This window comes from Streptomyces sp. NPDC091412 (assembly GCF_044756885.1).
GTDB lineage: Bacteria > Actinomycetota > Actinomycetes > Streptomycetales > Streptomycetaceae > Streptomyces.
Genome location: NZ_JBIVTV010000007.1, coordinates 226,933 through 247,085 on the forward strand (window position 1 = coordinate 226,933; position 20,153 = coordinate 247,085).

The window sequence follows — 20,153 nt, forward strand, 5'->3', positions numbered from 1 at the left end:
CCTTCAGTGGGAGTGAGGCTGGTGCTGGAACTCGTTCCAGGCCTGACGCAGGGTGTCGATCACCTCCGGGGCGGCCCCGCGGCCCTCCAGGTACTCCCGGTACGTCTCGACGGTCGCCGCCGCGGGCCAGTGGGGGTCGTTCGCAACGGCGCGGGCGAAGGAACCCAGACGGTTCAGCTCGTCGGTGTGACTCTTGAGCCACCGCGTGAAGTCGGCTGTGTCGTTCATCGCACGTCTTCTCACAGAAGGAACGCCCACTGGTCCTCACCCGGCCGTCCGCCCCGCCGGCCGCCGTTCCTCCAGACTCCCACGAGCACACGGCAAGTCAAACCGGTCGTCGGGCGTCCCGCGGAGAGGTTCGCGGCGATGCCTGTACGGAGGCCGCCGGCGAACCGCCGGGGGCGCGGTGGCGGGTGCCGGGCTCGCGCCATACGGTGAACAGGTGCCCGCCCGTGACCGTCAGGAAGGGGCGTGCTCCATGTGCGCACACTCCCGGGCCCCGGAGCCCCAGCCGGTGCTGTCCCCGCTGACGGGCGCGGCGATCTTCCTGGTCGCGACCATCGACCAGGGTGGCGAGCCGGTCGTACGGGACACGCTGTCCGAACTGAACGGGCTCCAGCGGGCGGTCGGTTTCCGGGCGCCGGACGGGAAACTGAGCGCGGTCGTGGGCATCGGCTCGGAGGCGTGGGACCGCCTGTTCGCGGGTCCGCGTCCGGCGGAGCTGCATCGTTTCCGCGAGCTGGCCGGAGCCCGGCACCGGGCGGTCTCGACCCCCGGCGACCTGCTGTTCCACATCCGCGCGGCCCGCCCGGACCTCTGCTTCGCGCTGGCCGCCGAGATCATGGAGCGGATCCGCGACGTCGTCACCGTGCGTGACGAGGTGCATGGCTTCAAGTACTTCGACGTACGTGACCTGCTCGGATTCGTGGACGGCACGGAGAACCCCACGGGCCGGGCGGCGGACACGGCGGTCCTGATCGGTGACGAGGACCCGGAGTTCGCCGGGGGCAGCTATGTGATCGTGCAGAAGTACGTGCACGATCTGGAGGCGTGGAACGCCCTGCCGGTGGAGGCGCAGGAGTTGGTGATCGGGCGCAGGAAGCTGTCCGACGTCGAACTGGACGACGCGGTCAAGCCGGCCGACTCGCACGTGGCGCTGACCACCATCGAGGACCCGGACGGGACGAAGCACGAGATCCTGCGCGACAACATGCCCTTCGGGACCGTGGGGCAGGGCGAGTTCGGTACGTACTTCATCGGTTACGCCCGTACGCCGGCCGTGATCGAGCGGATGCTGGAGCGCATGTTCCTGGGCGATCCGCCGGCCACCCACGACCGGATCCTGGACTTCTCCACCGCGGTGACCGGGTCGTTGTTCTCCGTGCCCACCAGTGACTTCCTCGACGACCTCCCCGATGCGCCGGCCGCGCGCGAGGGCGCGGAGGGCCAGGAGGGTCAGGAGGGCGGCGGAGCCGAGGAGACGGAGCCCGTGCCTGCGGCGGTCCGGCCGCCGGCCGTGGACGGCTCGCTGGGGATCGGCGATCTGAGGATGTGACAGGAGGCGAGCACCCGCGATGGACAATCTGCATCGTGAACTTGCACCCATCTCCGCCGCCGCGTGGGCCGATCTGGAGGAGGAGGCACGGCGTACGTTCAAGCGGCACGTCGCGGCCCGCCGTATCGTCGACGTGCCCGAGCCGTGCGGCCCTGAGCCGGCGGGTGTGGGGACCGGGCACCTGCGGACCGTGGCGGCGCCGGCCGAGGGGGTCGAGGCGCGGCTACGCCGGTTCCAGCCGCTGGTCGAGCTGCGGGTGCCGTTCACCGTGGACCGGCAGCAGGTCGACGATGTCGCGCGGGGTGCCAAGGACGCGGACTGGCAGCCGGTCAAGGACGCGGCCCGGCAGATCGCCTTCGCCGAGGACCGCGCCGTGTTCGAGGGCTATCCGTCCGCGGACATCGCCGGTCTGCGGGAGGGCTCGTCCCACTCCGCCCTGACCCTGCCGGCCGAGGCGCGCCAGTACCCGGACATCGTCAGCAAGGCCCTGACCGTGCTGCGGCTCGCCGGGGTCGGCGGCCCGTACGCCCTGGCGCTGAGCGCCGCGGCGTACACCGCTGTCAGCGAGACGTCCGACTACGGCTACCCGATCATCAAACACATCGCCCGGTTGCTGGACGGCGACATCGTCTGGGCACCCGCCATCGAGGGGGCCTTCCTGCTGTCGACGCGGGGCGGGGACTTCGAACTGCGCCTCGGCCAGGACCTGTCCATCGGTTACCTGTCGCACGACGACACCAGCATCCGGCTGTACTTCCAGGAGACGCTGACCTTCCTCGTGTACACCGGCGAAGCCGTCGTGCCCGCGCGGGGGTCGACTCCCCCGTCCGCACCCGCGGAGGGGTGGGCATGAAAGCCGCCGTCGTGGGAGTCGGCGCGGTCGGGTCGGCCACGGCGCTGTCCCTGGTCGAACGAGGGGGAACCTGCCGGGAGATCGTGCTGATCGACCGCGACACCGCCCGCGCCGACGGCGTGGCCGCCGACCTGCGCTACGCCGCTCCGCTGTCCCCCACGGTCGACGTACGCTCCGGTGGCTACGGTGACCTGGCCGACGCCGCCGTCGTCGCCATCACCGCGGGCGTCAACGAGAAGGCCGGCGGCGCCACCGACCGGTCCGAGCCCCAGGGGCGCCTGCGGCTGCTGGAGACCAATGCCAAGGTCTTCGCCGACGTCGTCCCCCAGGTGGTCGCGGTCGCGCCGGAGGCGGTGCTGATGGTGGTCACCGACCCACCGGACCCGCTGGCCGACCTCACCCGTCATCTCGCCGGGCACGACCGGGTGTTCTCGACCGGTACCCTCATCGACAGTCTCCGGTTCCGTGTGCAGCTCGCCGACCGCCTGCGGGTGCGGCCACGTGACGTGCAGGCCCTTGTGGTGGGCGAACACGGCACCTCCGAGGTGCTGTTGTGGTCCTCGGCGGGTGTCGGCGGCATTCCCGTCGCCGAACTGCTCGCCCAGGACGGCCGGTCGGTCGAGGACATACGCGAAGAGGTCGAAAACGACATCCGGTACGCCAACATCACCATCATCGAGGGCACCGGCGCGAGCCAGTACGGCATCGGCGCCGTCTCCGCCCGGCTCGTCGAGGCGGTCCTGCGCAACGAACGCGCGGTGCTGCCGGTGGCCGCTCACTCCTCCGCCCACGGGGTCACGCTCTCCCTGTCCAGCGTTCTCGGAGCGGGCGGCGTCCAGCAGATGCACGAGCCCGCCATGACGCCCAAGGAGCGACGGGCCCTGGAGAAGAGCGCCCGGGTGCTGCGCGAAGCCGCCGAACGGGCCATTGCCGTGGGGGCGACCTGAGTCGGGGGGCCCGACGAACGGCCCGACAGGGGACGGACACCATGACGACCACGACCGCATCATCCAGGACCGCGCCGTCGACGGCGAGTATCGGTGACTTCCTCCTGCGTCGCTTGCGGGAGGTGGGCATCGGGCACCTGTTCGGCGTCGCGGGTGACTACAACCTCGAGTTCCTCCTTCAGATGGAGGACGGCCACGACTTCATGTGGGTGGGCAACTGCAACGAGTTGAACGCCGCCTACGCCGCCGACGGGTACGCGCGGATGAACGGGATCTCCGGACTCGTCGTGACGCACGGCGTCGGGGCGTGGAGCGCCATCAACGGTGTCGCGGGCGCCTACAGCGAGCACGTTCCCGTCATCTGCGTCTGCGGATCGGTTCCGTTGAAGGCGCTGGACCGCAAGCTGCGGATGCACCACACCTCCGGGGAGCCCGAGTACGACGACGTGCTGCGCGGTTACGCGCAGGTCACCGCGGCACAGGCCCGGCTGACACCGCAGAACGCCGTGCGGGAGATCGACCGGCTCATCCTGACCGCCTGGCAGCGCAAGCTCCCGGTCTACCTGGAGCTGCCCTCCGACATCGCGCACCTGGACGTCGAGGTTCCGGCGGAACCGCTGGTGCCGGCGATGCCGAAGAGCGACCCGGAACGGCTGACGGCGTGTGCCGACGCGATCATCGCGCGCCTCACCAACGCCCGTTCGCCCGCGATCCTCCTCGACCTCGATGCCGACCGCTTCCAGGTGACCGGTGAACTGCTGGAGTTGGCCGCCAAGCTGAAGGCCCCGATCGCGGCCATGAACACCTGCAAGGGGATCGTCGATTACACCATCGAGCGCACCATCTGCGGAAAGGACGGGCGCTTCAACGACATCGCCAACTGGGCCTACGCCGACCTGCCCAAGGTCCTCCATCCGGGGACGAACGCCCGGACGGCCGTGGTTCGGACCCCGGACGAACTGAAGGAGGCGCTGGCCTCACCGCACGACAGCATGCTCTTCATCGAAGCCGTCATGGACAAGTACGACGCACCGCCGACCGCCGTCGAATCCGGACACCGCATGGCGGACATCGACTACGGCCCACGCGGCCCCCAGCACCGCCCGGGCGTCCAGATCTGACCGCCTCCACGGCGGGGGCGTCTCCAGGGAACCGAGGGAGGAACGCCCTGGAACCGAGGGCCCGGCGTCCGGACGGGCGGCGGTGCGTGCGCTCGTCCGGGCGCTGTCCTCGAACGTCGGGTTCACGTGAACTCCCGTCGGCCGGCGGACGGTTCGGTGGTATGCCAGGGGGCATCGGGGTGAGTCGGGCGCGCGTCGGTGGTCAGGCGGAGGGCGTAGACCGGGGGTTCGGCGGTGTTCGGGACGGGGCCGAGGTAGTGGTGGCCGGTCATGTGGCACCAGGCGGGGAGGTCGAGCGGGGCCGCGGGGTCGGTGGCGATGACGTGTACGTGGGTGCCGGGGGCGGCGTCTTCGATGGCGGCACGCAGTCTGAGCAGGAGGGTGACGCACAGGAGTCCGGTGCCGTCGACCGTGATGTCCGCCTCGCCGGCGGCGGTCACCGGGTGCCTGCCGCAAAAACGTTCGCCGCGGCGGCGATCGCGGTCGCGGCTGCCGCGATCTCGTCCCGGGTGGTCCAGCGGCCGAGGGAGAGCCGGACGGCTTCCAGGGCCCGCGCGGGGTCGGTGCCCATGGCGGTGAGGACGGGCGAGGGGGTGTGGATGCCGCTGTGGCACGCGGAGCCGGTCGAGGCGGCGATCCGGGGTGCGCCGTCCAGAACCCGGTGTCCCGGTACGCCGTCGATGCCGATGTTCAACGTGTTGGGCAGCCGCTGTTCCACGGGTCCGTTGAGCCGGACCCGCCCGGGCAGGGCGTCGACGAGTCGCTGGTGCAGTTCGTCGCGCAGGCCCCTGATCCGCTCGTGCGCACCGTCGGCGAGGTCGTCGGCGGCGAGCTGCGCGGCGGCGCCCAGGGCGACGGCGAGGGCGACGTTCTCGGTGCCGGCGCGCAGCCCGCGTTCCTGGCCGCCGCCGTAGACGACCGGCTCCAGTCGCACACCGTCGCGCACGAACAGGGCGGCCGCACCCTTGGGCGCGTACATCTTGTGCCCGACGACCGTGAGCAGGTCGGCGCCCAACTCCCGTACGTCCAGCGGGATTTTCCCGACGGCCTGGGCGGCGTCGCAATGGAGCAGCGCTCCGGCCCGGTGAGCGGCGTCGGCCAGTTCCCTCACCGGCTGGAGGGCGCCGGTCTCGTTGTTGGCGACCATGACCGAGACCAGCACGGTGTCGTCGTCGAGCGCGGTGGTCAGCGCGGCCGGGTCGACCAGGCCCTCGCGGTCGACGGGCAGCACCGTGATCCGTGCGTGGTGGAGGCGTTCGAGGGCCTGGCAGGTGGCGAGGATCGCGGGGTGTTCGGTGGCCTGGGTGATGACGTGGGGGCGGGGCCGGGTGGCGGCCAGGGTGGCTCCGCGCAGGGCGAGCAGGTCGGCCTCGGAGCCGGAGGAGGTGAAGACGATCTCGCCCGGGCGGGCACCGATCAGCTCGGCGACCTGGGCACGCGCCGCCGTGAGGGCGCTGCGGGGTTCGCTGCCGTAGGGGTGGGTGCTGGAGGGGTTGCCGAAGTGGCCGGTCAGGTGGGGCAGCATCGCTTCCACGACGCGTGGGTCGACGGGTGTGGTGGCGTTGTAGTCGAGGTAGACCGGTCCGCCGGTCAGGCCCGGGTGCGGCGGCGGACGGTGGGTCATGCGCCGGCTCCCGCGTCCACGGGCAGCTCCGCCAGGCGCCATTCGAGCATGCCGTCGTTGAGGCGGATGGCGCGGCGGCCGTTCTCGGTGAGGAGGCGGACGGCGTCGTGGGCGAGGACGCAGTACTCGCCACGGCAGTAGACGACCACCTCGGCGTCCTCGGGCAGTTCACCGACGCGGTCGGCCAGTTCCTCGACGGGGATGGAGACGGCACCGGGAATGTGCCCGGCCCGGTACTCCTCGACCGGGCGGACGTCCAGGAGCACCACCTGCTTGGATTCCGCGCGGGTCCGCAGCTCGTCCCGGGTGACCGTGCGGCCGCCGCCGTCGCCGAGGTAGGCGTCGCGGGCGGCCGGAACACCGGCCTGATGGGTCTCGGCGACCTTGCGCAGCAGGGCGAACAGTTCGGCGACGTCGTCACCGGCGAGCCGGTAGTGGATGCGTACGCCCTCACGCCGGGTGCTGACGAACCCGGCCTGTTTGAGGGTCTGGAGGTGCGCGGAAGCGGTCGTCAGATTCAGTCCCGCCGCCTTCGCGAGCGCGTCGACCGTGCGCTCGCCCTGGGCGAGGAGGTCGAGCAGTTCCAGCCGCTTCCCGCTGGCCAGCGCCTTCCCGCTGGCCGCGAACGCGTCGTAGAGCCGCGCCTTCGTGGCCGTCTCCGCCATGATCTCCTCCCTTTCCTCCAAAAATCTATGGAATATGGTACCCGGGCTGCCGCCGGACAGCTGTGGGTCGTGGCGTTCGCCGCACGGGCGGCCGTGCCGCCCTCCTCACCGGTTCACCGGCTGTGGGCGGTGACGGCGATGGCCGGGAGGACGGCCAGGGCGAGAACACCACCGGTCAGGGCGAGGACGGGATAGCCGGCGAGGTCGACGACGATGCCGGAGGCCAGTCCGCCGGTGGCGCCCGCGATGGCGATGGAGACGTCGACCATGCCCTGGGTCTTGGCACGGGTCGCCAGCGGCACCGCGTCGGTGATGATCGCGGTCCCCGAGACCAGGCCGAAGTTCCAGCCGAGGCCGAGCAGCGCCAGGGCGAGCGCCAGCAGGGCGATGGAGTCGCCGGGGGCGACGGCGGCGACCAGGCCCGCGACGAGAAGGGTGACTCCGGAGGCGGCGGCGAGCGCGATGCGGCCGTAGCGGTCGACGAGGCGGCCGGTCAGCGGCGAAGGCAGGTACATCGCGCCGACGTGGATGGCGATGACCAGCCCGGAGGCGGCTGTGCCGTGGCCGTGGTCGTGCATGTGGAGCGGGGTCATGGTCATCACCGCGACCATGACGAGCTGGGTGAGGATCATGACCAGGGCTCCGAGCACGACGCCGCCGCGCGGCTTCGCCGGTGCCCCCTCGACGGCCGGGCGGGCCTGCGCCGGCGGCACGGTGGGGTCCTGCTCCGCTTCGGCGAGGGTACGGGCCAGCAGGAGGGGGTCGGGGCGCAGCCAGAGGGCGAGGACGACGGCGGCCGCCGCGTACGCGGCCCCGGCGAGAAGGAAGGGTCCGGCCAGGCGGGGAATGCCGAGGGCGGCGGCGAGGTCGCCGGTGGGGGCGGCGAGGTTGGGGCCGACGACACCGCCGAGGGTGGTGGCGACCAGGACGGTGGACACGGCGCGGGCGCGGTGGGTGGGGGCGGCGAGGTCGGCTCCGGCGTAGCGGGCCTGGAGGTTGGTGGCGGTGCCGGCGCCGTAGACGAACAGCGCGATGAACAGCAGGACGGGGCTGCCGAGACCCGCGGCGGCGAGGACGCCGGCACTGCCGACGGCACCGGTGAGGTATCCGGCGGCCAGGCCCGGGCGGCGGCCCCGGGCCTGGGATATACGGCCGACGCCTATCGCGGCGAGCGCGCTGCCCGCGGTGAACAGGGCGCTGGGCAGTCCGGCCAGACCCGTGGTGCCGAGCATGTCCTGGGCCAGCAGGGCTCCGACGGTGATGCCCGCCGCGAGCCCGGCGCCACTGAGGACCTGGGAGGCGACGAGGACTTTCAGGATGCGGCGCTGCACGTCGGGGCCGGCGGCGAGGGTGGACGGCGCTGCGGTGCTCGTCACGGGTGGGGCTCCTTTCGGTGGCGGGCGCTTCCCGCCACACGGTGGGAGGGGGTACGGGGGAAGGGGTAGGGGCCGGACGGCCAGGGATGGTCAGGCGTCGGGCACCTGGGCGCGGTCGGCGAATCGGGTCGGCGGGGTCCGCGCCGCCAACGGACTCCGGGCACGGCTCTCGGTCATGTTTCTCCTTGTGACGGCAGAGCAGGATGGTCGCACGCCTCCACGGCACCGGCTCCGATCAGGCTTTGTACCGTCCGGAGACGGATCCGTGCCCCGCAGTGAGACCCGCAGTGAGGCTCCGACCGCACTCTTCCATAAATCCATGGAATATCGTAGGGCGAGGAAGGACTGGGGCAACAGCGCCTGTCCGCTCGGCCGGGGCGACGGGCCTGCCCTGGCCATGGACGCCGGCCGCGACCTGCGCGCCCCGTACGCGGTGGCCGAGCGGCGCGGGCCGCACGTGGCGTTCACCGCGGACACGCATCCGCACGCCGGCTTCCACACCGGCGCCGTGCGGCTCGGTCACGACGCCGGGGCGACGGTGCTCGCCTCTGCCGCCGGCCACAGGGCCTTCGCGCACACACCGCTGGACGACGGTGACGAGGTGGACCTGGGCAAGCTCACGCTGCGGGCGCTCGCCACCCCGGGCGCACCGACGAGCCCCTGTCGTACCTCGTCCTGGACGGCCGCACCGCACTCGGCGTGTTCACCGGCGGGTCGCTGACCGTGGGCGCCGCCGCCCGGACCGACCTCCTCGGCGCCGGGCCGGAGAGCGGCCGATGAGCACCCCACCTGGCGGGCCAACGCGCCGCGGACCTACCGGTTCTGGCGCGACGTCGGCCACGCCGCCGGAGCTCGTCGCCGGTGCCCTCGCAGACGCCCCCGGCCTGAACGCCACCGTCATCGCGGCCGCGGCCCTCACCGCCGCCTCCGGCCTGCTCGCCGCCCGCTGGATCACCGACCGCCTCGCCCACCGGCCGTCCGCACACCGCGTCCCGGAGAGGTACGCGTCCCCGCCGACCGCCTCCCCGGCAGCCGAAGCCGACGCCCGCATGGTTGAGTTGCGGGCATGAGCACCCTCGCGGCCCACGCCATCGGCACCAGGCGGCTGGATCTGCTGCCGCTGCACGTCGAGCACGCCGAGGAGATGGCCGTGGTGCTGTCCGATCCGGCCCTGCACACCTTCATCGGCGGCACGCCGGACACCCCGCGAGCCCTGCGCTCGCGCTACGAGCGCATGACGGCCGGCTCTCCCGATCCGGCCGTCTCCTGGCTGAACTGGGTGATCCGGCTGCGGGAGGAGTCCTGCCTGACGGGCACGGTCCAGGCGACGGTCGGCCCCTCCGGCCACGGGCTCACCGCCGAACTCGCCTGGGTGGTGGGGACCCCGTGGCAGGGACGAGGCATCGCCGGCGAGGCCGCCCGGGCACTCGTCGACCGGCTGGGCCGCCGGCCGGTGCGGACCGTCGTCGCCCACATCCACCCCGACCACCGGGCATCCGCCGCCGTCGCCACCGCCGCCGGGCTCACACCCACCGACGCATGGCACGAAGGCGAGCGCCGATGGTGCCTGAGCGTCAGGCGATGACGTCGGCACGCTGCGTCACGGTCTTCAGCGCGCCACTTCGTCGGCCAGGAGGTCCATCAGGAGGCCGTCGTGCCAGGTGCCGTCGGTGCCGCGCTCGTACTGGCGCATGATGCCGACGGGCCGGAAGCCGGCCTTGGTGTAGCAGCGGATCGCCGCGGTGTTGTCGGCCGCCGGGTCGATGACCAGGCGGTGGTAGCCGTGGGTGTCGACGAGATGACGGGCCAGGGTCCGTACGGCGTCGGTGCCCAGGCCTCTGCCGTGCACCGAGGGATCGAGGAAGATGTCGATGCCGGCGTGCCGGTAGTCAGGCTCCTCCTCGGCATGCCACTGGATCATGCCGACGGGCCGCTGCCGGAAGTCGACGGTCAGGCACCGGGTGTGAGGGTTCTCCAGATCGGCCACGATGTCCGCCGCGAGGTCGTCCCCGCCCCTCCACCGCGCCCGTACTTCCGGTGCGGCCCGGATGCCGGCCAGGGCGGGAATGTCCTCGCGGGCCGTGGGGCGGAGGACGACAAAGGCGCCGCGCAGCTCGGTCATGACCGGGAATTTTACGGGAGTCGGGCACGCGCGGTGTGCTCGCGTTTCCGCGGCCTCCCAAGGCTGATACGAGGGCGCAGAGTTGCGTTCGCGGGCGCGCGGCTGCTCGTGATCGAGATGCGGGTTGCGGGGAGCGGTGCCAAGAATCGAACTGAGAGGCAGTGACGCCGACTACAGAAAGGCAGTCGATCATGCGAAGCAGGATCATACGCGCTCTGACCGCCAGCGTCGCCGCAGGCATGCTCGCCAGCGGAGCAGCCGTGGCCTCTACAGGAACCGCCTTCGCGGTGCCGGCGAACGCCAAGGTGTCCGACAGTCACCACGCGTCCGTACCGGACGCCACCAAGATGCCGCACCACAAGAAGTGCCCGAAGGGTGAGCACTACAAGAAGGTCCACGGCAAGTGGGGCTGCCACAAGAAGTAGCCGCCGTGCCGGGCGCCGGGGACATTCGGCCGACATCCGTGCCGACTGCGCGACTCCCCGGCGCCCGTCATCGCGCGCGGTTCTCACCCCTGAGAACACACCTCCGCCCTGTCGGCCAACGGCCGTCAGGGCGGAGGAGGTTGTCAACCCGGAATGAGGCGGGGCGTCAGACGGACACCGGGGCGGCCTGCTTCGGGTCGTCGTAGAGGCTCTCCGCGTGGTCGGCCGGGGAGGCCGAGGCGTTGTCGTACTTCGCGTGGTCCAGGATCTTCTCACGGGCGGAGACGAGCACCGGGACGAGGGCCTGACCCGCGACGTTGGTCGCCGTGCGCATCATGTCCAGGATCGGGTCGATGGCGAGGAGCAGGCCCACGCCCTCCATCGGCAGGCCGAGGGTGGACAGGGTGAGCGTCAGCATGACGGTCGCGCCCGTCAGACCGGCGGTGGCCGCCGAGCCGATCACCGAGACGAAGGCGATGAGCAGGTACTCCTTGATGCCGAGCTGCACATCGAAGATCTGAGCGACGAAAATCGCGGAAATGGCCGGGTAGATGGCCGCGCAGCCGTCCATCTTGGTCGTCGCGCCGAACGGCACGGCGAAGGAGGCGTAGTCCTTCGGGACGCCGAGACGGATCGCCGCCTGCTGGGTGACCGGCATGGTGCCGACCGAGGAGCGGGAGACGAACGCCAACTGGATGGCGGGCCAGGCGCCCTTGAAGAACTGGATCGGGTTCAGCTTCCCGACGACGGAGAGCAGCAGCGGGTAGACGCCGAACAGGACCAGGGCGCAGCCGATGTAGATGTCGGCGGTGAACGTCGCGTAGTCGCCGAGCAGGTTCCAGCCGTACTGCACGATGGCGCGGCCGATGAGACCCGCGGAGCCGATCGGGGCGAGCAGGATCACCCACCACAGGGCCTTCTGGAGCAGTTCCAGGATGGACTCGGAGAGCGTGAGGACCGGCTGGGCCTTCGAGCCGATCTTGAGGATCGCGATACCGGCGACGACCGCCATGAAGACGATCTGAAGCACGTTGAGCTCGGTGAACGGCGTGATGACGTCGGTCGGGATGATGCCGGTGAGGAAGTCGAGCCAGCTGCCGGCGTGGTCCGGCTTGGCGCCGTCGGCCGGGGTGAGGGCGGAGCCGGAACCCGGGTTGGAGACCAGCCCGATGACGAGGCCGATGACGACGGCGATCAACGAGGTGATCATGAACCAGAGGAGGGTGCGGCCGGCCAGGCGGGCCGCGTTGTTGACCTTCCGCAGGTTGGTGATCGACACCATGATCGCGAAGAAGACCAGCGGTGCCACGGCCAGCTTCAGAAGCTGCACGAAGATGCCGCCCACCTTGTCGAGGGTGGTGGCGAGCCAGGACACGTCGTAGGTGCGGGCCACGAAGCCGAGGATCAGGCCGACGACGAGACCGAGCAGTACTTGGGCCCAGAAGGGGACGGGTATCCGGAAGCCTGAGTTCGCGGGCTTCGGATCAGCGGTGTTCGCGGACACGGACACACTCCAGTAGGGACGCGCGAAAAGGTGGGTTTGAGCGGGGGCTTACAGGAGCGGCGCGCAGAAGAGACGTCAACAGCGCCGCTGCTTCGATGAGTTCGCGGTCAGGCGCGACAAGCCGCGGACACGCAGCGGCAGAGATCGACATGCAGGCGCGCCACGAGCGGTACGCCCATGACGACACGGCAGACGCCGTAGGAGGCGTCTGCGCGGTACGCGGCTGCTGTCTTCACGGTGAAACGTTAACACTTCTACTTTGAGAACCTCAAAGGGACCCTTTGGACCGAGGGTGCCCTTTTCCCGCCTTGTGGGGACCCCCTCCCTCCGGGAGCCGGCTCTTACGGGGACGCGCCCCCGCCGGGGCGCCGACATCCGCTCCGCTTCCCCGCCGCCGGGGCCCGGACAGCGGCCTCGAGAGGCCCGTGGATGTGATGCCACCCATAGGAGCCAGATCACGTCCTAAGGCGGTTCGTAGCGAGCATGTCGCCCCAAGCAGCAAAGAAAGCCCCACGGTGGAACATTTCGGGCATTTACTACGCAGTCGGGTAGTACGTCACATCATTGCGCCCCGTCCGGCCGACGGCTAAACATTGCTGTCGTTGCTCCGGACCACGAGACGGACGACCGGCGAACTCCGCCGGATCCGCCCGCTTCGGTCTGTGCAGCGCGGGGCCCCGCCCCACGCCACCGCAATCGATTGCGGCCGGCACCCCCGACCACGTCCCCCACTGGAGGGTTACTTCCGTATGACCACGACCACTCGCACCGCCCGCTTCGCCCGTCTGCGCACCCTCACCGTCACCGGCATCGCCACGACCGGCGCCGCGGCCGCCGCCCTGACCCTGATGCCGTCGCCCGCACAGGCCGCCGAAGCAACGCAGGTGCACGCCTCCTCCGTGGTCGCGGCCCGCTCCACCGACAGCCACGCCTACAGCGGCAAGGCCGGCTACAGCAACAACCTCGACGGCTGGATCAAGCAGTCCCTGGCCATCATGAAGGCCAAGGGCATCCCCGGCAGCTACGAGGGCCTGCACCGCAACATCATGCGTGAGTCCGGTGGCAACCCCAACGCCCAGAACAACTGGGACGTCAACGCCCGCAAGGGCACCCCCTCCAAGGGTCTCCTCCAGGTCATCTCCCCCACGTTCAACGCCTACCACGTCGCCGGCACGGCCCACAGCCTCACCGACCCGGTGGCCAACATCACCGCGGCGGCCAACTACGCGGCCCACCGCTACGGTTCCATCGACAACGTCAACTCCGCGTACTGATCCCGCCCACGCGGTACTGATCAGCGCACGCACACGCGCACGACAGGGCCGGGGCCGGCAGCGACAACCGCTGCCGGCCCCGGCCCGTTCCGTCGCTGGAGGCGTCGGCACCCTTCGTAGCCACCGAAGGGGCGGACAAATGCCCAATAAAGTACCGTGTGATGGTCATGGCGAGCGCGGCCCGCCATGAGGAAACAGCCGCGAGACAGGCGGCTATGGGGAGGCCACAGCACCCGTACAGGCCAGGAGACGAACCCATGACATCACGTGTCCGGCAGATCAGGAGCCGCCGTTCCACAGCCCTGCGCTACGCGGCACCGCTGGTCACCCTGGCGCTGGCCGCCACCGGCTGCGGTGCGTCGGTCACGCCCGGGCGAATAGGCGACTCGCCCCGATCCCCCACCACCAGCCACACCACCGCGGACGCACCCCCCGCCGCCGCGAGCACCCCCTCGCCGACCCAGGCGACCACCTGCACCGACCGCTACTTCTCCGGCATGACCGCCGCTCAGCGGGTCGGGCAGCTCTTCATGGGCGGGATCTCCGCGGCCCACCCCGACCAGGCCCAGCTGCGCACCCTGCGCGACAACCACGTGGGCGCCATCATGCTGACCGGCCGCAGCACCGCCGGCACGACGGCGACGAGGAAGACAGTCGACGGCTTCCGGGGGCAGGCGGACCAGGTCGGCGGCCGCAGGGTCGGTCTGCTGGTCGCCACCGACCAGGAGGGCGGCCAGGTACAGGTGCTGAACGGCCCCGGCTTCTCGGCCATACCCGACGGACTGACCCAGGGCAGCTGGTCGACCGCGACGCTGCGCAGCCAGGCCGCCGGATGGGCCAAGCAGCTGAAGGCCGCGGGTGTCGACCTGAACCTGGCGCCGATCGCCGACGTGGTGCCGGCCGCGCTGGGCACCCGCAACATGCCCATCGGGTCCTTCAAGCGGGAGTACGGCAACACCCCGGAAACCGTGACCTCCCACTCCGGTGCCTTCGCCGCCGGCTTCGCGCAGTCGGGCGTGCTGACCACGCTCAAGCACTTTCCCGGGCTGGGCCAGGTGATCGGCAACACCGACACCACCGCCAACGTCGTGGACTCGGTGACGACCGCGAGCAGTTCCAGCCTCGAGCCCTTCCGGGCCGGGATACGGGCCGGCTCCCCCTTCGTGATGGTCTCGTCGGCCACCTACACCAAGATCGACCCCACGCATCTGGCGGCCTTCTCACCGACGGTCATCGGGCAGCTGCTGCGCGGACGGCTCGGCTTCAAGGGCGTGGTCATCTCGGACGACATCGGGAACGCGGTCGCGGTCCGGTCCTTCACCCCCGCCCAGCGGGCCGTGAACTTCATCGCGGCGGGCGGAAACATGATCCTCACGGTGCGGCCGAGCACCGTGCCCGCGATGACACAGGCCATAGAGACCCGGATGCGGCAGGACGCGTCCTTCCGGGCCAAGGTCGACGACAGCGTGCGCCGGATACTGGCCGCCAAGCAGTCCGCGGGACTGCTCGACTGCCACTGAGGGTCCCTGCCCGCGACTGCCACTGAGGTTCTGCCTGCGATCAGGCGCTCAGGGCAGGCGCTCAGGGTGCGCGATCAGGCGTTCAGGGTGCTCGGGATGCGCCCGAGGTGCCTCAGGCAGCGGCCGTCATCGGGCGGCCGCTGCGGGCGAAGGCGTTCCAGAGCTGGACGAGCAGACGGATGACGAGCGCCTCGATCACGGCGACCGCCACTTGTGTGAGGAGCGAGGTCAACAGGTGGGGCACGGGGGTGCCGCCCTTCTTGTGCATGTTTGGGTCACTTACCTTTGTCCGCTACCGCGACGTCGCGCGGACCGACCGCAGGTGACCGCGGGTTTAACTTTCGGTTTCGCCTGGGACCGGGGAACGCGCGGGGTCAGCCGGCCGTGGTCGCGACCACGAGACCGAGACCGATCAGCACGACGCCCGTGGTCCGCCCCAGTACGCGGCGGGTCCCCGGCCTTTCGAGGACGCGCCCGGCCCTGGACAGCAGAAGAGCATAGCCGCCCAGCCAGGTGAGGGTCAGGGTGGCATGGAGGAGGACCAGCAGCGTCATGGCCCAGGCTGCGGGCAGCTGCGGCGGGGCCAGGGTGGGAAGCAGTCCGGAGTAGAAGACGGCGATCTTCGGATTGAGGGCGTTGCTGACCAGGCCGGTCCGCCACGGGCTCCCGACGGCGGGGGAGCCGCTGCCCGTGCGGGTGGCGTGCGAGGCGCTGCGGCGGTTCTGCCACAGCGCCTGCGCGCCCAGGAAGACCAGGTACGCGGCGCCGAGGAGCTTGACGACCAGGTAGGCCGTGGGTGAGGCGGCGAGCACGGCCGCGAGTCCGGCCACGCTCAGCGCGCCCCAGAGCAGCAGCCCGGTCGTGATTCCGCCCACGGTGCGCAGCGCGTCCCCGGGCCCGGCCACGAGGGCGCGTCGCGTGACCACCGCCATGTCCGGGCCGGGCACGACGGTCAGCAGGCCGAGGACACCGAGCGCGGCTGCGAAGTGGGTCAGCACGCCGGTCTCCTCCTGATCGGACTGTCGGGAGTGGTCAACGGGGGTCCTTCCGGTGTGGCGCGTTCAGTGATCGGCGACGGAGTACGGGGCGGCGTCCCGGCCCTCGGTGCTCAGCAGCACGACCACCGAGGTCGCGTCGAGCCCCAGGGCCGTACGACGCTCCTCGCCGCCCGCGCCGGTGAGCACCGTGCGGAGACCGGCGAGCGCGGCGGCTCCGCAGGGGCCCGAGGAGACCCCGAGGGCCGCGAGGCGGACGGCCGCGCGGGCACTGTCGATGTCGGGGACGGCGACAGCGGCGTCCAGCCCGCCGCGCAGGTAGGGCCAGGCGATGCTGGAGGGGGTGCCGCAGTTCAGTCCCGCCATGGTGGTGTCGCCGCAGGTGACGGTGACGGGTTCGCCGCGGGTGAGGCTTTCGAGCACGCAGGCCGCTGCCTGCGGCTCCACCGACAGCAGCGCCGGAGCGCGCCCGGAGGGGCGGCTGCGGTAGTGGGTGACCACGGCCTGGGCCAGGGAGCCCACGCCCACGGGAATGGAGACGAGGTCGGGGCCGTCGGCGGCCCCTTCGGCCGCCAGTTGCGCGTCGATCTCCGCGCAGAGGGTCGAGTAGCCCTCGACGATCCACCCGGGGATCCGTTCGTAGCCCGGCCAGGCAGTGTCCTGGACCAGGACCGCGTCCGGCGCGGCGGCCGCCTCGGCGGCCCGGCGCACGGCGTCGTCGTAGGACCCCGGGACCTCGGTCACCTCCGCCTTCTCTGCGGCTATGGCCGCCACGGCCCGCGGCTGCACTCCCCGCGGCACGAAGACGTGGGCGTGGTGCCCGAGCAGGCGTGCCGTGCGGGCCACCGCACGGCCGTGGTTGCCGTCGGTGGCGGTCACCAGCACGGCCGGTCCCGCCTCCCCGCTGCTCTCGGCCCGCTCGGCAAGGGTCCGGTGGACCGCCCAGGTCGCGCCCAGCGCCTTGAACGCGGGCAGCCCAAGACGGCACGACTCGTCCTTGACGAAGACCCGACCGACGCCCAACTCCGTTGCGAGTGACGGGAGTTCGGTCAGCCGGGTGGGCGAGTAGCCCGGCAGCGCGGCATGGAAGCCCCGCACCTCGGCGGGTGCCGGCCCACAGCGCCAGGTGCGGGCCCGGGGTCGTACGGACCACGGCGGCGTACGGCGGGAGACGTTGTCGGACACGCGCTCAGGGTCCACGCCCTTCGTACGATCGGTCCAGCGCATGTTTTCGACTTATACTCATCGGAGAAGCCGATGATTCAGCAGGCCGCTCCGCGACGGCGAGGAGAGCCCCCGGCGATGTTCGATCTGCACCGGCTGCGGCTGCTGCGTGAACTCAAGCACCGCGGCACGCTGGCCGCTGTCGCCGCCGCCCTCTCCTACGCCCCCTCCTCCGTCTCCCAGCAGCTCTCGCAGCTGGAGGCCGAAGTCGGCGTCCCGCTGCTGGAACCGGCCGGTCGGCGGGTGCGGCTGACCGCGCAGGCCGAGATCCTCGTCGCCCACACCGAAGCGGTCCTCGAACGCCTGGAGCGCGCCGAGGCGGAGATCGCCACCTCGCTGTCCGATCTGACCGGAACCCTGCGTATCGCCTCGTTCCAGACGGCCGCCCTGGCTCTGATCCCCACCGCGCTCGGCCTGTTGCGCGACCTCCACCCGCAACTGCGCGTCCACGTCACGCACATGGAGCCCGAAAAGTCCCTGCCCGCCCTGCTGGCCCGGGACTTCGATCTGGTCCTCGCCGAGGAATACCCCGGCAACCCCCATCCGCGGCCGTCCGAACTCGAACAGGAGGACCTGCTCGACGACCCGCTGCACCTCGCGCTGCCCCATCCGGCCGACAGCCCGGACACCGACGGTCCGATGGCGGCGCTGCGCTCGCTCCATGGGCACCCCTGGGTGATGGAACCCGAAGGCACGGCCGCACGGCACTGGGCCATGACCCTGTGCCGCAACGCCGGCTTCGAACCCGACGTACGGTTCGAGACCACCGACCTGCTGCTCCACCTGCGCCTCGTCGAGCAGAGGCACGCCGCCGCCTTCCTTCCCGACCTGGTCTGGTACGGGCACTCCCCCACGGTCGCTCTGCGGCAGCTCCCCCGCGGTCAGCGCGCGCGCCGCATCTCCACCGTCGTACGCCGTGGCCGCAGCCGTCACCCCGCCGTCCTCGCGTGCCGCGACGCCCTTCTCCGCGCGGTCACCCTCCACTCCGGCCGGGCGTAGGGCGGCACAGCGCGCGAACTCATTTCGAGAGGGGCTGCGCGAAGCCGTCGACCTCGACGGCGACCCTGGTGGAATCGAGGGGTGTCAGTTCGAGGGGTGTCAGTCCTCCGCGCCGGGCGCCTCGACAGGCGTCAGTGTCACGGTGCCGTCGCCGGCGACCGACCAGCCGGGGTTGTGGCACACCTCCCAGCGGTGGCCGTCGGGGTCGGCGAAGTACGCGTGGTAGCCGCCGAACGCCGCGCGTTGCGGCTCCTTGAGGACCGTCGCCCCCGCCGCACGGGCCCGCTCCACCGCCGCGTCCACGTCGGCGGGCGTATCGAGGTTCTGCGCGAGGGTGAAGGGGGTGCCGGCCACTGCCGCCTGCCCGGTGTCGGCGCCCAGGTCGGCCAGGGAGAAGAGGCCCAGGGCCAGCCCCGGGCCGGCCTGGTAGAAGACGATCTCGTCGAGATCGAGCAACGGCGTCCAGCCCAGGCCTTCGCTGTAGAACCGGCGGCTGACCGCCAAGTCCTCCACGCCCAAGGTCACCAGGTTCACCTGCTGCTTCATCGATCGCCCCCACACGCCGTCAGGAATCGGTCGTCCAGGCGCAACGCTACCGCCCGCGACGGCGCGACCCGGTACAGGACGCGGCGGCCCGTTCGTTGCCCCTTTGGCCGGAACCGATGCGTGAACTCCGCGCAGCGCCGCTCGTGTTGTGCCAGGTTGGGGGTAGATGTCGGCTTGATGGAGTACGTACGGATCAGGAGGTGCGCGTGAGCGTGCTGGCGGCGTCGTTGTGGGACTTGAGCAACGGGCAGGGCGTGCGGCAGCTGTCCGAGCTGGGGCTGGCGCTGCTGTTGTCGAGCCTGATCGGCTGGGAGCGGGAGGCCAAGCAGAAGAGCGCGGGCCTGCGGACGCACACCCTGGTCGGTATCTCCAGCGCCCTGATGATGGAGGTCTCGCAGCACGGGTTCACCAATGTCCTGGGGCTGGAGAACGTCTCGTTCGACCCGTCCCGGGTGGCGGCACAGATCGTCTCGGGGATCGGATTCATCGGCGGCGGACTGATCTTCGTGCGCCGGGACGCGGTACGGGGCCTGACCACCGCGGCGACGGTCTGGCTGACCTGCGCCGTCGGCATGGCCTGCGGCGGCGGACTGCCCATCCTCGCGACGGCGACCACCATCGTGCACTTCCTGGTCGTCCGCGGATATCCGCGCCTGCTGTCCACGCGCCTGATGCCCGGCACGTCCACCAGCATCTTCGAGGCGCGTCTGACCTACCGGACGGGCACGGCGCTGCTGCCGCGCCTGATGCAGGTCTGCACCCGTCGGGGCTTCCGCATCCTCCAGGTCAGAGTCGAGCGGCTGCCCTGTCGCACCGACGACGCCGCGAAGGTGCTGCTGGAACTCGAAGGCACCGAGGATCCCGCGCAACTGGCGTCCGAGCTCTTCCAGGACGACGGAGTGATCGACGTGGAGATGACGACAGGCGACGAGGAATAGGCGGGTACCCGCGTCTCGTCCGCGTCCCCCACCCTCGACCGGGCGGGTACGGGATCGCCTCACGCCCGGCACCGCGGACAGGCGCGGACCTCACGGCCGCCGCGCGTCTGGTGGACCTCGGTCGACTCCGCGAGGTGGCGAACGATGCCGGTGCCGCGGCCGTGTTCGTCCGGGGCCGTCTCGCGGTGGTGGCGCTCCACGGCGGTTCCGGAGTCGCTGACGACGAGGTGCAGGGTGTCGTGGTCGAGGAGGAGCAGCAGCAGCGTCATGTGCTCACGGCCGTACTGGGCGGCGTTCGCGGCGAGTTCGTCGACGATGAGGACGGCGGCGTCCCGCTCGCTCCGGGGAACGCGCCAGCAGTCCAGCAGGTCCGCCGTGAAGTGACGGGCGGCCGAGACGTGCGCCTTCCGGGCGGGGAGGGTGAGCAGGACCTGGTGACGGCAGTGCGAGAGCAGTGGTGAGCTC

The 20,153-nt window shown here is 71.3% G+C and carries 25 protein-coding genes; 12 read left to right on the forward strand and 13 right to left on the reverse strand.

The window, feature by feature from the left end:
* Window positions 1-3 precede the first annotated feature (3 nt).
* On the reverse strand, window positions 4-228 hold the full coding sequence (locus tag ACIQMV_RS20225) for a YozE family protein (protein WP_141367371.1): 225 nt from the start codon (window positions 226-228) through the stop codon (window positions 4-6).
* 250 nt (window positions 229-478) lie between these two features.
* Between ACIQMV_RS20225 and ACIQMV_RS20230 the strand changes: the two genes are divergently transcribed.
* Genes ACIQMV_RS20230 through ACIQMV_RS20245 form a run of 4 tightly spaced genes read left to right on the forward strand, consistent with a single transcriptional unit; the run spans window position 479 to window position 4,476 of the window.
* Window positions 479-1,555, forward strand: a complete 1,077-nt coding sequence (locus ACIQMV_RS20230) for a Dyp-type peroxidase (protein WP_402594356.1) — start codon at window positions 479-481, stop codon at window positions 1,553-1,555.
* A 19-nt stretch (window positions 1,556-1,574) separates the two neighbouring features.
* Complete coding sequence (locus ACIQMV_RS20235; RefSeq protein ID WP_402594357.1) at window positions 1,575-2,408, forward strand: family 1 encapsulin nanocompartment shell protein; 834 nt, start codon at window positions 1,575-1,577, stop codon at window positions 2,406-2,408.
* A complete protein-coding gene (locus ACIQMV_RS20240; protein WP_402594359.1) occupies window positions 2,405-3,355 on the forward strand; it encodes a hypothetical protein in 951 nt (316 codons plus the stop codon). The genes ACIQMV_RS20235 and ACIQMV_RS20240 overlap by 4 nt, the downstream gene beginning before the upstream one ends.
* Before the next feature lie 41 nt (window positions 3,356-3,396).
* Window positions 3,397-4,476, forward strand: a complete 1,080-nt coding sequence (locus tag ACIQMV_RS20245; RefSeq protein WP_402594361.1) for a thiamine pyrophosphate-binding protein — start codon at window positions 3,397-3,399, stop codon at window positions 4,474-4,476.
* Window positions 4,477-4,598: 122 nt separating this feature from the next.
* Here the strand turns inward: ACIQMV_RS20245 and ACIQMV_RS20250 are convergent, their stop codons facing one another.
* From ACIQMV_RS20250 to ACIQMV_RS20265, 4 genes are all read right to left on the reverse strand, one after another.
* Window positions 4,599-4,916 (reverse strand): sulfurtransferase TusA family protein, encoded by a 318-nt coding sequence (locus tag ACIQMV_RS20250; RefSeq protein ID WP_402594363.1) that lies wholly within the window; start codon window positions 4,914-4,916, stop codon window positions 4,599-4,601.
* Window positions 4,913-6,100: a cysteine desulfurase family protein gene (locus ACIQMV_RS20255; protein ID WP_402594365.1), complete on the reverse strand. Its 1,188-nt coding sequence runs from the start codon at window positions 6,098-6,100 to the stop codon at window positions 4,913-4,915. The genes ACIQMV_RS20250 and ACIQMV_RS20255 overlap by 4 nt, the downstream gene beginning before the upstream one ends.
* The gene (locus ACIQMV_RS20260; protein ID WP_141367357.1) at window positions 6,097-6,765 is read right to left on the reverse strand and encodes a metalloregulator ArsR/SmtB family transcription factor; all 669 of its coding nucleotides are present in this window, start codon (window positions 6,763-6,765) and stop codon (window positions 6,097-6,099) included. Before ACIQMV_RS20260 ends, ACIQMV_RS20255 begins: the two co-directional genes overlap by 4 nt.
* A 113-nt stretch (window positions 6,766-6,878) precedes the next feature.
* Complete coding sequence (locus ACIQMV_RS20265; RefSeq protein WP_402594366.1) at window positions 6,879-8,141, reverse strand: MFS transporter; 1,263 nt, start codon at window positions 8,139-8,141, stop codon at window positions 6,879-6,881.
* 319 nt (window positions 8,142-8,460) lie between these two features.
* On the opposite strand from ACIQMV_RS20265, the gene ACIQMV_RS20270 reads away from it, so the two are divergent.
* The 3 genes from ACIQMV_RS20270 to ACIQMV_RS20280 are packed head-to-tail and all read left to right on the forward strand — an operon-like array spanning window position 8,461 to window position 9,726.
* Window positions 8,461-8,862, forward strand: a complete 402-nt coding sequence (locus ACIQMV_RS20270) for a hypothetical protein (RefSeq protein WP_402594368.1) — start codon at window positions 8,461-8,463, stop codon at window positions 8,860-8,862.
* A gap of 55 nt (window positions 8,863-8,917) precedes the next feature.
* On the forward strand, window positions 8,918-9,211 hold the full coding sequence (locus ACIQMV_RS20275; protein WP_216372871.1) for a hypothetical protein: 294 nt from the start codon (window positions 8,918-8,920) through the stop codon (window positions 9,209-9,211).
* Window positions 9,208-9,726 (forward strand): GNAT family N-acetyltransferase, encoded by a 519-nt coding sequence (locus ACIQMV_RS20280; protein ID WP_141367353.1) that lies wholly within the window; start codon window positions 9,208-9,210, stop codon window positions 9,724-9,726. The genes ACIQMV_RS20275 and ACIQMV_RS20280 overlap by 4 nt, the downstream gene beginning before the upstream one ends.
* A gap of 24 nt (window positions 9,727-9,750) precedes the next feature.
* Here ACIQMV_RS20280 and ACIQMV_RS20285 read toward each other — a convergent pair whose 3' ends face one another.
* Window positions 9,751-10,263 (reverse strand): GNAT family N-acetyltransferase, encoded by a 513-nt coding sequence (locus ACIQMV_RS20285; RefSeq protein WP_402594370.1) that lies wholly within the window; start codon window positions 10,261-10,263, stop codon window positions 9,751-9,753.
* A gap of 191 nt (window positions 10,264-10,454) precedes the next feature.
* Between ACIQMV_RS20285 and ACIQMV_RS20290 the strand changes: the two genes are divergently transcribed.
* Complete coding sequence (locus ACIQMV_RS20290) at window positions 10,455-10,688, forward strand: hypothetical protein (protein WP_141367349.1); 234 nt, start codon at window positions 10,455-10,457, stop codon at window positions 10,686-10,688.
* A 166-nt stretch (window positions 10,689-10,854) separates the two neighbouring features.
* Here ACIQMV_RS20290 and ACIQMV_RS20295 read toward each other — a convergent pair whose 3' ends face one another.
* Both ACIQMV_RS20295 and ACIQMV_RS20300 read right to left on the reverse strand, forming a co-directional pair.
* Window positions 10,855-12,192, reverse strand: coding sequence for a dicarboxylate/amino acid:cation symporter (locus ACIQMV_RS20295; RefSeq protein WP_402594373.1), 1,338 nt, complete (start codon window positions 12,190-12,192; stop codon window positions 10,855-10,857).
* Window positions 12,193-12,299: 107 nt separating this feature from the next.
* Window positions 12,300-12,428, reverse strand: a complete 129-nt coding sequence (locus ACIQMV_RS20300) for a hypothetical protein (RefSeq protein WP_281156534.1) — start codon at window positions 12,426-12,428, stop codon at window positions 12,300-12,302.
* Between the two features lie 513 nt (window positions 12,429-12,941).
* Here ACIQMV_RS20300 and ACIQMV_RS20305 point away from each other — a divergent pair.
* Together ACIQMV_RS20305 and ACIQMV_RS20310 are read left to right on the forward strand one after the other, a co-directional pair.
* A complete protein-coding gene (locus tag ACIQMV_RS20305; RefSeq protein ID WP_141367344.1) occupies window positions 12,942-13,466 on the forward strand; it encodes a transglycosylase SLT domain-containing protein in 525 nt (174 codons plus the stop codon).
* A gap of 257 nt (window positions 13,467-13,723) precedes the next feature.
* On the forward strand, window positions 13,724-14,986 hold the full coding sequence (locus ACIQMV_RS20310) for a glycoside hydrolase family 3 N-terminal domain-containing protein (protein WP_402594375.1): 1,263 nt from the start codon (window positions 13,724-13,726) through the stop codon (window positions 14,984-14,986).
* Between the two features lie 112 nt (window positions 14,987-15,098).
* On the opposite strand, the gene ACIQMV_RS20315 is transcribed toward ACIQMV_RS20310, so the two are convergent.
* The 3 genes from ACIQMV_RS20315 to ACIQMV_RS20325 form a co-directional block, all read right to left on the reverse strand.
* Window positions 15,099-15,254, reverse strand: coding sequence for a hypothetical protein (locus ACIQMV_RS20315; protein WP_172633279.1), 156 nt, complete (start codon window positions 15,252-15,254; stop codon window positions 15,099-15,101).
* A gap of 106 nt (window positions 15,255-15,360) precedes the next feature.
* Complete coding sequence (locus tag ACIQMV_RS20320) at window positions 15,361-15,984, reverse strand: LysE family translocator (RefSeq protein ID WP_402594377.1); 624 nt, start codon at window positions 15,982-15,984, stop codon at window positions 15,361-15,363.
* A gap of 63 nt (window positions 15,985-16,047) precedes the next feature.
* Window positions 16,048-17,166: a diaminopropionate ammonia-lyase gene (locus ACIQMV_RS20325; RefSeq protein ID WP_402594379.1), complete on the reverse strand. Its 1,119-nt coding sequence runs from the start codon at window positions 17,164-17,166 to the stop codon at window positions 16,048-16,050.
* Between the two features lie 117 nt (window positions 17,167-17,283).
* On the opposite strand from ACIQMV_RS20325, the gene ACIQMV_RS20330 reads away from it, so the two are divergent.
* Window positions 17,284-18,204 carry a LysR substrate-binding domain-containing protein gene (locus ACIQMV_RS20330; protein ID WP_402594381.1) on the forward strand — a complete coding sequence of 307 codons (921 nt, stop codon included), beginning with the start codon at window positions 17,284-17,286 and terminating at the stop codon, window positions 18,202-18,204.
* Window positions 18,205-18,303: 99 nt separating this feature from the next.
* On the opposite strand, the gene ACIQMV_RS20335 is transcribed toward ACIQMV_RS20330, so the two are convergent.
* Complete coding sequence (locus tag ACIQMV_RS20335; RefSeq protein WP_402594383.1) at window positions 18,304-18,750, reverse strand: VOC family protein; 447 nt, start codon at window positions 18,748-18,750, stop codon at window positions 18,304-18,306.
* Window positions 18,751-18,956: 206 nt separating this feature from the next.
* On the opposite strand from ACIQMV_RS20335, the gene ACIQMV_RS20340 reads away from it, so the two are divergent.
* On the forward strand, window positions 18,957-19,688 hold the full coding sequence (locus tag ACIQMV_RS20340; protein ID WP_402594385.1) for an MgtC/SapB family protein: 732 nt from the start codon (window positions 18,957-18,959) through the stop codon (window positions 19,686-19,688).
* Window positions 19,689-19,747: 59 nt separating this feature from the next.
* On the opposite strand, the gene ACIQMV_RS20345 is transcribed toward ACIQMV_RS20340, so the two are convergent.
* Window positions 19,748-20,143: an ATP-binding protein gene (locus tag ACIQMV_RS20345; protein WP_402594495.1), complete on the reverse strand. Its 396-nt coding sequence runs from the start codon at window positions 20,141-20,143 to the stop codon at window positions 19,748-19,750.
* Window positions 20,144-20,153 lie beyond the last annotated feature (10 nt).

Coding starts and splice junctions, on each gene's coding strand:
- ACIQMV_RS20305 (WP_141367344.1), top strand. CDS start 12,942: ATGACCACGACCACTCGCACCGCCCGCTTCGCCCGTCTGCGCACCCTC.
- ACIQMV_RS20335 (WP_402594383.1), bottom strand. CDS start 18,750: ATGAAGCAGCAGGTGAACCTGGTGACCTTGGGCGTGGAGGACTTGGCG.
- ACIQMV_RS20290 (WP_141367349.1), top strand. CDS start 10,455: ATGCGAAGCAGGATCATACGCGCTCTGACCGCCAGCGTCGCCGCAGGC.
- ACIQMV_RS20235 (WP_402594357.1), top strand. CDS start 1,575: ATGGACAATCTGCATCGTGAACTTGCACCCATCTCCGCCGCCGCGTGG.
- ACIQMV_RS20225 (WP_141367371.1), bottom strand. CDS start 228: ATGAACGACACAGCCGACTTCACGCGGTGGCTCAAGAGTCACACCGAC.
- ACIQMV_RS20230 (WP_402594356.1), top strand. CDS start 479: ATGTGCGCACACTCCCGGGCCCCGGAGCCCCAGCCGGTGCTGTCCCCG.
- ACIQMV_RS20255 (WP_402594365.1), bottom strand. CDS start 6,100: ATGACCCACCGTCCGCCGCCGCACCCGGGCCTGACCGGCGGACCGGTC.
- ACIQMV_RS20275 (WP_216372871.1), top strand. CDS start 8,918: ATGAGCACCCCACCTGGCGGGCCAACGCGCCGCGGACCTACCGGTTCT.
- ACIQMV_RS20330 (WP_402594381.1), top strand. CDS start 17,284: ATGTTCGATCTGCACCGGCTGCGGCTGCTGCGTGAACTCAAGCACCGC.
- ACIQMV_RS20315 (WP_172633279.1), bottom strand. CDS start 15,254: ATGCACAAGAAGGGCGGCACCCCCGTGCCCCACCTGTTGACCTCGCTC.
- ACIQMV_RS20260 (WP_141367357.1), bottom strand. CDS start 6,765: ATGGCGGAGACGGCCACGAAGGCGCGGCTCTACGACGCGTTCGCGGCC.
- ACIQMV_RS20280 (WP_141367353.1), top strand. CDS start 9,208: ATGAGCACCCTCGCGGCCCACGCCATCGGCACCAGGCGGCTGGATCTG.
- ACIQMV_RS20310 (WP_402594375.1), top strand. CDS start 13,724: ATGACATCACGTGTCCGGCAGATCAGGAGCCGCCGTTCCACAGCCCTG.
- ACIQMV_RS20270 (WP_402594368.1), top strand. CDS start 8,461: ATGGAATATCGTAGGGCGAGGAAGGACTGGGGCAACAGCGCCTGTCCG.
- ACIQMV_RS20245 (WP_402594361.1), top strand. CDS start 3,397: ATGACGACCACGACCGCATCATCCAGGACCGCGCCGTCGACGGCGAGT.
- ACIQMV_RS20240 (WP_402594359.1), top strand. CDS start 2,405: ATGAAAGCCGCCGTCGTGGGAGTCGGCGCGGTCGGGTCGGCCACGGCG.
- ACIQMV_RS20285 (WP_402594370.1), bottom strand. CDS start 10,263: ATGACCGAGCTGCGCGGCGCCTTTGTCGTCCTCCGCCCCACGGCCCGC.